The 7392-nt window shown below is 66.8% G+C and carries 7 protein-coding genes and 1 riboswitch; of the genes, 4 read left to right on the top strand and 3 right to left on the bottom strand.

Translation table 11 applies throughout. The annotated features are described in order from the left end of the window. Window positions 1-72 precede the first annotated feature (72 nt). Window positions 73-906, bottom strand: coding sequence for an ABC transporter substrate-binding protein (locus tag Q0O97_RS17050; RefSeq protein WP_294932236.1), 834 nt, complete (start codon window positions 904-906; stop codon window positions 73-75). Then, window positions 900-2843: a TonB-dependent receptor gene (locus Q0O97_RS17045; protein ID WP_294932233.1), complete on the bottom strand. Its 1944-nt coding sequence runs from the start codon at window positions 2841-2843 to the stop codon at window positions 900-902. Before Q0O97_RS17045 ends, Q0O97_RS17050 begins: the two co-directional genes overlap by 7 nt. 129 nt (window positions 2844-2972) lie before the next feature. Further along, a riboswitch (cobalamin riboswitch) is annotated at window positions 2973-3174 on the bottom strand. A gap of 114 nt (window positions 3175-3288) precedes the next feature. Here Q0O97_RS17045 and Q0O97_RS17040 point away from each other — a divergent pair. From Q0O97_RS17040 to Q0O97_RS17030, 3 genes are read left to right on the top strand one after another with little or no spacing between them, the layout of a single operon-like run. Further along, window positions 3289-3969: a TetR/AcrR family transcriptional regulator gene (locus tag Q0O97_RS17040; protein WP_294932230.1), complete on the top strand. Its 681-nt coding sequence runs from the start codon at window positions 3289-3291 to the stop codon at window positions 3967-3969. Further along, the gene (locus tag Q0O97_RS17035; RefSeq protein WP_294932227.1) at window positions 3951-4937 is read left to right on the top strand and encodes an MDR family oxidoreductase; all 987 of its coding nucleotides are present in this window, start codon (window positions 3951-3953) and stop codon (window positions 4935-4937) included. The genes Q0O97_RS17040 and Q0O97_RS17035 overlap by 19 nt, the downstream gene beginning before the upstream one ends. Window positions 4938-4948: 11 nt before the next feature. Further along, complete coding sequence (locus tag Q0O97_RS17030) at window positions 4949-5521, top strand: peroxidase-related enzyme (RefSeq protein ID WP_294932224.1); 573 nt, start codon at window positions 4949-4951, stop codon at window positions 5519-5521. Window positions 5522-5548: 27 nt separating this feature from the next. Here the strand turns inward: Q0O97_RS17030 and Q0O97_RS17025 are convergent, their stop codons facing one another. Further along, window positions 5549-6421: an alpha/beta hydrolase gene (locus tag Q0O97_RS17025; RefSeq protein ID WP_294932220.1), complete on the bottom strand. Its 873-nt coding sequence runs from the start codon at window positions 6419-6421 to the stop codon at window positions 5549-5551. Between the two features lie 174 nt (window positions 6422-6595). Between Q0O97_RS17025 and Q0O97_RS17020 the strand changes: the two genes are divergently transcribed. Next, a complete protein-coding gene (locus Q0O97_RS17020) occupies window positions 6596-7246 on the top strand; it encodes a ceramidase domain-containing protein (RefSeq protein WP_294932217.1) in 651 nt (216 codons plus the stop codon). Window positions 7247-7392: the final 146 nt, after the last annotated feature.

Genomic DNA, 7392 nt, shown 5'->3' with positions numbered 1-7392 from the left:
GGCCGGTCAGCAGCGAGGCCAGGAACAGCGCCGCCACCAGAAGCGACAGCCCGGCCAGCAGGGTGCGCTGGCTCATGATCCTTCCTCCAGCTCCAGCCGGATTTCGCGCAGCGCCGCGATGGCCGCCAGCACGCGCGGCGTGCCGCAGACCCAATCGTGGTCCGCGATGACCCCCTGTCCGGCGCCTTCGGCCAGCGCGGCCAACGCCGGATGGCCGAGGATTTCCTCGGATCGCGAGGCACCCGCGTAGCGCCGCCCCCGGATCAGGATGTCGGGATTGGCCAGCACAAGCTGTTCCAGCGCCAGCACGCCACCGCCGGTCAGCCCGGCCTCGGCGGCGATATTGTCCAGCCCTGCCGCCAGCATGATCTGCCCGGCAAGGCTGCTGTCGCCGGTGCTGTAGCCATTTGCCTCATAAAGCGCGGCGCGGGGGCGGGCGGCAAGCTCATCCACCAGCGCCGCCAGCCCCTGATCGAATGCCGAGATCTGCGCCTCGGCCTCGGCCTCGCGGCCCAGTACCTCGCCCATCTTGCCAAGATTGGCGCGGATGCCGTCGAAATCACCCGCGGGCGGAAAGACCGCAACCGGCACCCCCAGCCGTTCCAGCATGGCCACGGTCGCGGGCGCGCTATGGCTGCCCACCAGCACCAGGTCGGGGCGCAGGCGATGGATTTCCTCGGCCAGCCCGTGATTGACCCGATAGCGCGCGGCCTCCTCCGTCATGGATGAGGACAGCGGGTCCCGCGCAAGATGGCTGACCGAGATGAGTTGCCCCGCCCCCGCCAGCAGCATCGCAAGCTGATCGGTGCAAAGATTCATCGAGACCACCCTTTGCGGCGGCGCGGCAAGGGCCGGAAGGCCGAGGCCAAGCGCCACGCACCCGGCCCGGATCAGCCGTCCTACCATCTGGCTTCCACGCCGACATAGGCGGTGCGGCCTTGCGAGGCATAGCCCCATGCGTCCATATGTTCCTTGTCGAACAGGTTCACGACACGGGCCGTCGCGCGCAGGTTGTCGTTGATGTCATAGCCGCCCGCGACATTGACGACGGTATGGGCAGGCAGTTCGCGGATCGGATAGCTGCCCCAGAATTGCTGGTCGTAATTGCCCCGGACATGGCGCAGATCGGCGGTGACGATGCCCCGGCCATCATGGAAGGCATGGCTCGCGCGCAGGCCCAATTCGTGGCGCGGACGGCGTGTCTCGACCGAGCCGTCGGGGTTCTTCGCGTCAAGATAGGTATAGCTCAATCCCAGGTCCAGGGCATCGGTTGCCTGAATTTTCGCAGCAACCTCAACGCCTTTTCGTGGACTCTTGCCAGATTGGTTGACATAGCTGGCCCTGCCGCCCGGCGCGGCACCGTAGACATAGGTGATCTCGTCCTCCATCCTTTCCTGGAACCAGGTCAGGTCAAGCGTGGCACGGCCGTCCAGCAACTGCGCCTCGACCCCGATATCGAAGCCCGCGTTGCGTTCGGGCCGCAGGCCGGGATTGCCCAGCGTATAGGCGTCATCGGCGAACAATTCGTAATAGGACGGCTTGACCAGGCCGCGCCCGGCCGATGCGTGCAGGCGCAAATCCTGCCCCGGCACCTGCCAGGACAGGCCGAGATTCCAGCTTGTGAAGTCCTTGAAACTGTCGAAATCGTCGCGGCGCAGCCCGGCCTGCACGTCCAGCCCGCTGTCGAAGAAACCGCGATATTCCAGCGCGACGGAATTGTTCGCCCGCGCGTAATCGGGGGCGGCGTCGTTTTCGTCCTCGACCCGCTCGACCATGAGGTTCAGCATCTGCCGCGCCTCGGCCAGCGGGGCGCCGTCCAAGCTGACGCCCAGGCGGTATTTCAGCGCGCGGGTCTGGCCGCGCGTAAAGGCGCCGCCGTTTTGGTTTTGCTTGAAGACCGTGTCCTGATATTCCAGCCGGTGCAGCAACCGCCCGTCCAGCATGGCATATTCGCCCCAGAGCGAACCCGTGAATTCGATGCGCTCGCTTTGGGGAAAGGGATCGTCGTAGACATAACCTTCGGGACCCGTCACGACATTGCCGTCGCCGTCCACGATCGCACCTATATCGTCATCCCAATCCGCAACGCTGTCATGGTCATATTCCTCGCTGGCGCGACGCAGGGTAAAGCCCAGCACCAGATCGTCGCTGGCCTGCCAGTCGCCGGTCAGCCCCAGCGTGGTGCGGCGGGTGCCATCCTTTTCGCCGCCATCCCCGGATTGGTCGAAGCCGTGATCGTCGCGGCTCGCGGCACTGAAGGCCAGCCCGCCCCGCCGGGTCCGCTGCGTGAACCAGCCCGAAACCCCGTATCCGTTGCCAAGTTCGACCGCGCCGCCATAGCGGGTGCCGGGTTCGCCCCTGCGCGTGATGATATTGATCACCCCCGCCGAGGCGTTCGAGCCGTAATAGACCGATTGCGGCCCGCGCAGGACCTCGATCCGGTCGATATTCGCGGTCTCCAGCCCTGAAAAGTAATATTCGTCATTGCCGCCCGTGGCCGGAACCCCGTCGATCAGGACCAGCGTATGGTTTGCCTCGGCGCCCCGGATGCGGACCTGCGTCACACTGGCGCCGGGCGAGTTGACCGAAACCCCCGGCACCTCGCGCAGCGCGTCCTGCACGGTGCGGATGCCACGCTGCTCAAGTTCTTCGCCGGTCACGACCGTATGGGCGCGACCATAGGCATCGCCCGCGATCGGGGACAGCCCGCCTGAAATCACGACGGTATCAAGGGTTATCGCATCGACATCCCCCGCCTGCTGAGCCAGGGCGGGGAACGGCGCGAACGCCGCGCAGATTGCGATACGGGAAATCTGGGACCAAGAGATCGGCGACCGGGACATGACATTGCCTTTCCTGCGCAGGGCCTGCCTGCGGATGACGGACTGGCCTGTGGCAAAGGACATGCCTTTCCGCAGGCCGGTGGATGTCACCGCTGCGGACGGGCCGCTTTCCGGACGCGCCCCGCGCCGGAAATGGGTGATCGCTCTGGCAGGTCTCCTGGCTTGCGGGTCAGGGCTTGGACCGGCCTTCCCGGGGCTGCCCCCAGTGACATGTTCGGCCTTCGCTCACCGCTTACAGTTGCGGGGGCAGCCGCGGCCTTGCCGGATGGCGCACCGCAGTTCCCTTTCAATCCGGCGGCAACCCGCCGAAACCAAAGCTGCATTCGTCATGCAGAGCCGCCGCGCAAAGTCAAGGCGTTTCCCGTCGAGATCCTTTCCGACAATTACCAAGACGGTCGGTCGGATAATTATTGATTTTACAAGACGGCTGGTCTAGCAAACGGACATGAGCCTGTCGCAAGCCCCGCAATCACCCCGCAGACGGGGCCGCCCCCGCAAGGACCAGTCCCTGCCGGACGCGCCCCGGATGGTGCTGATCCGGGCGGGCGTCGCGGTGCTGACCGAAAAGGGCTTCAGCGCCGTCGGGATCGAGGAAATCCTGTCCGCCGCGGGTGTGCCCAAGGGGTCGTTCTATCACTACTTCGCCAGCAAGGAGGCGTTCGGTCTCGCCCTGATCGACGCCTATGCCGATTATTTCACCCGCAAGCTGGACCGCTGTTTCAGCGACGAAAGCCGCCTGCCGCTGGACCGGCTGCGCGGCTTCTTCGACGACGCCAGGGACGGCATGGCGCGATTCGGCTATCGCCGGGGTTGTCTTGTCGGCAACCTGGGGCAGGAAATGGGCACCCTGCCCGAATCCTTCCGCGACCGGCTGTCAGCCACCCTGCGCGATTGGGAAGAACGAACGGCCGGATGCCTGTCCGCCGCGCAGGCTGCCGGTCAGGTCGCGCCCGGTGCCGATTGCGCAGCGCTGGCGCGCTTCTTCTGGATCGGCTGGGAGGGGGCGGTCCTGCGCGCCAAGCTGGAACGCGGCCCTGCGGCACTCGACGATTTCGCCACGGGCTTCCTGGCCCTTCTGCAACCCGGTTCCGAAAGGGGAAAACCGCCATGTTCAAGGCATTGCTGATCGAAAAGGACGAGGGCGGCCAGCGGGTCGCGCTGACCGAACTGGACGAGGCACGACTGCCCGAGGGGGACGTTACCGTGCGCGTCGCCTGCTCGACGCTGAACTACAAGGACGCGCTGGCGATCACCGGCAAGGGGCCGGTCGTGCGGCGGTTCCCGATGGTGCCGGGGATCGACTTCGCGGGCGTGGTCGAACGCTCGGACAGCCCCGCCTTCCAGCCCGGCGACAAGGTCGTGCTGAACGGCTGGGGCGTGGGCGAGGTCCATTGGGGCGGGCTGGCCGAACTGGCTCGCGTCAAGGCCGAATGGCTGATCCCGCTGGAGCCTGCCTTCAGCCCCGCCCAGGCCATGAGCATCGGCACCGCCGGATATACCGCGATGCTGTGCGTGATGGCGCTGGAGCGTCACGGCATCACCCCCGACAGCGGCGAGGTGCTGGTGACCGGCGCCGCCGGGGGCGTGGGCAGCGTGGCGGTCGCGGTGCTGGCGAAGCTGGGCTACACGGTCGTCGCCGTGACGGGCCGCCCCGAGGAAGCGGGTTACCTGACCGGCCTTGGCGCCAGCCGCATCCTGCCGCGGTCCGATTTCAGCGAACCGAGCAGGCCGCTGGCCCGCGAAGAGTGGGCGGGCGCCATCGACGTGGCGGGCGGACATGTGCTGGCCAATGTCTGCGCCGGGATGAAATACCGCGGCGTGGTGGCGGCCTGCGGCCTTGCGGCGGGCATGGATTTCCCCGCCACGGTCGCGCCCTTCATCCTGCGCGGGGTCACGCTGGCCGGGATCGACAGCGTGATGTGCCCGCTGGACGAACGGCGCGAGGCATGGCGCCGCCTTGCCCGCGACCTGGACCCGCGCCTGCTGGAATCGATGACGCAATCCATCGCGCTGCAAGACGCCCCCGAGGTCTGCACGCAACTGATCGGCGGCGGCGTCCGGGGCCGCGTCATCGTCCCCATCAACGACATCTGACGGAGAAAACCATGACCACCCAAGCCCCCATCAGCCGCTTTCCGGTTCCCGAAGTCGCGGACCTGCCCGAGGACATCCGCGACCGCATCCTGGCGGTGCAGGAGAAATCCGGCTTCATCCCCAACGTCTTCCTGGCGCTGGCGCATCGGCCGGACGAATTCCGCGCCTTCTTCGCCTATCACGACGCGCTGATGGAAAAGGACGGCAACCTGACCAAGGCCGAGCGCGAGATGATCGTGGTGGCGACCAGCAACCTCAACCAGTGCCAGTATTGCGTCGTGGCGCATGGGGCGATCCTGCGCATCCGCGCCAGGAATCCGCTGGTCGCCGATCAGGTCGCCGTCAACTATCGCAAGGCCGACATCACGGACCGTCAAAAGGCGATGCTGGATTTCGCCGTGAAGGTCTCGCAGCGGGCCTACGAGGTCGGCGAAAGCGATCTGGACAGCCTGAAGGCGCATGGCTTCACCGAGGAGGACGCGTGGGATATCGCCGCCATCTCGGCCTTCTTCGGCCTCTCGAACCGGCTCGCCAATGCGACCAGCATGCGGGCCAATGACGAGTTCTACGCGATGGGCCGCTAGAGCGCGCGTGAAAGCCCGCGCCGCCCGCTACCCGGCGGCGTGGGCCGCGTTCAGGTGGTCCTCGATCGCCGCCAGAACCTCGTCCGGGCGCTCTTCGGCCAGGAAATGCCCGGCATCCAGCGCATGGCCCTGCGCATGGGGAAACCATGTGCGCCAGGCCCCAAGCGGGTCGCGATGACAGGCGAGTGCGCCGCGCCCGCCCCACAGCACGAGGCAGGGGATCGGGCTGGTGCGGCCCAGATCGGCGCGGTCATGTTCAAGATCCACCGTCGCGGCGGCGGTGTAATCGCCGCACCACGCCGCCACGACCGCGGGGTTGCGGGCGGCGCGTTCGTATTCGGCCAGCGCCTCGGGCGCGAACATGCCGGGCGGACCGGACAGCCCGGACAGCGCGGAATGAAGAAACATCACCGGATCGCCATTGATCAACTGGCGCGGCATCTCGCCCGGCTGGGACAGGAACAGCCAGTGATAATAGCGCCGCGCCAGCCGATCGTCCATCGTCCGCCAGACCTCGAGCGTCGGCAGGATATCCAGCAGCGCGACCGATTGCACCGCCTGGGCGTGGTCCAGCACCATGCGATGGGCGGCGCGCGCGCCCCGGTCATGGGCCACGACATGGTAGCGCGCATGGCCCAGGTGGCGCATCACCGCCACCTGGTCGCGCGCCATCGCGCGAAAGGAAAAATCCCCGTCCTGGGCGGTCGAATCGCCATAGCCGCGCAGGTCGGGCACGACGACCCGATGGCTGCGGGCAAGCCGCCCGGCAATGCGGTGCCACATGGCATGGGTCTGCGGATAGCCGTGCAGCAGCAAGAGCGGCGCCCCGCTGCCGCCCACGCGCGCGCGGATGGTGGCCCCTTCGACCGGGATATCGGCTTCGTCGAAACCCTGAAACATGCCGTGCCCCCCTGGTGACCCGGCCATCCTGCACCACCGGCGCAAGCCCCTGCAAGCCGCCTGCCCCCCTTTACCCTTCCCGCCATCACCCCCTATCCTGCATCTGACACGCGAACCGGGGGAACGAATGGCTGCCGATCCGAACATCCAGGCTGCAACCGCCGAGGCGCCACGATGAGCTGGCTTGCCCCGGTCGATGCCTATTGCGAACGCACAGGTCCCGAATACTGGTCCGAGCCGGTCAACGCCCTGACCAACCTTGCCTTCCTGATCGCCGCCCTTCTCGTCTGGCCCCGGCTGAAGGGGCCGGGCATGGCGATGGGGCGGGCGCTGGCCGGGGTGCTGTTCGTCATCGGCATCGGATCGTGGTTGTTTCACACCCATGCGAACCGGCTGACGGGGCTGATGGACGTGCTGCCGATCCTGGGCTTCATCCTGCTTTACGTCTTTGCCGCCACGCGCGATTACTTCGGGGCGCGGCCTTGGGTCGCGGCGCTGGCGACGGTCGGTTTCATCCCCTATGCGGCGGCGACCGTGCCGCTGTTTGCGATGATCCCCGGCCTCGGGTCATCGGCCAGCTATGCGCCGGTGCCGCTGCTGATCCTGATCTATGCCGCCCTGCTGCGAAACCGCCTGCCCGAAACCGCGCGCGGACTGGCCATCGGGGCGGGCATCCTGATCGCCTCGCTGGCCTTTCGCACGCTGGACCAGCCGCTTTGCGGCGCGCTGCCGCTGGGGACGCATTTCATGTGGCATGTCCTCAACGCCGTGATGCTGGGCTGGATGATCGAGGTCTGGCGCAGGCATCGGACAAGGGCATCGTGAAGGCCCAATTGCGCCCTCCGGATCAGTTCAAGTAATTATATTGCGCACCAATACCGAGTTATGTAGCAATATTATAAATGTAGTTTACCAAAGGGGGGAACCATGTCGAAAATCGCACTTGTGACGGGGGGCACGCGGGGCATCGG

The organism is uncultured Paracoccus sp., assembly GCF_945915435.1.
GTDB lineage: Bacteria > Pseudomonadota > Alphaproteobacteria > Rhodobacterales > Rhodobacteraceae > Paracoccus.
Note: the sequence above shows the minus strand (reverse complement) of the source record. Positions and strands in the feature narration are given on the sequence as shown.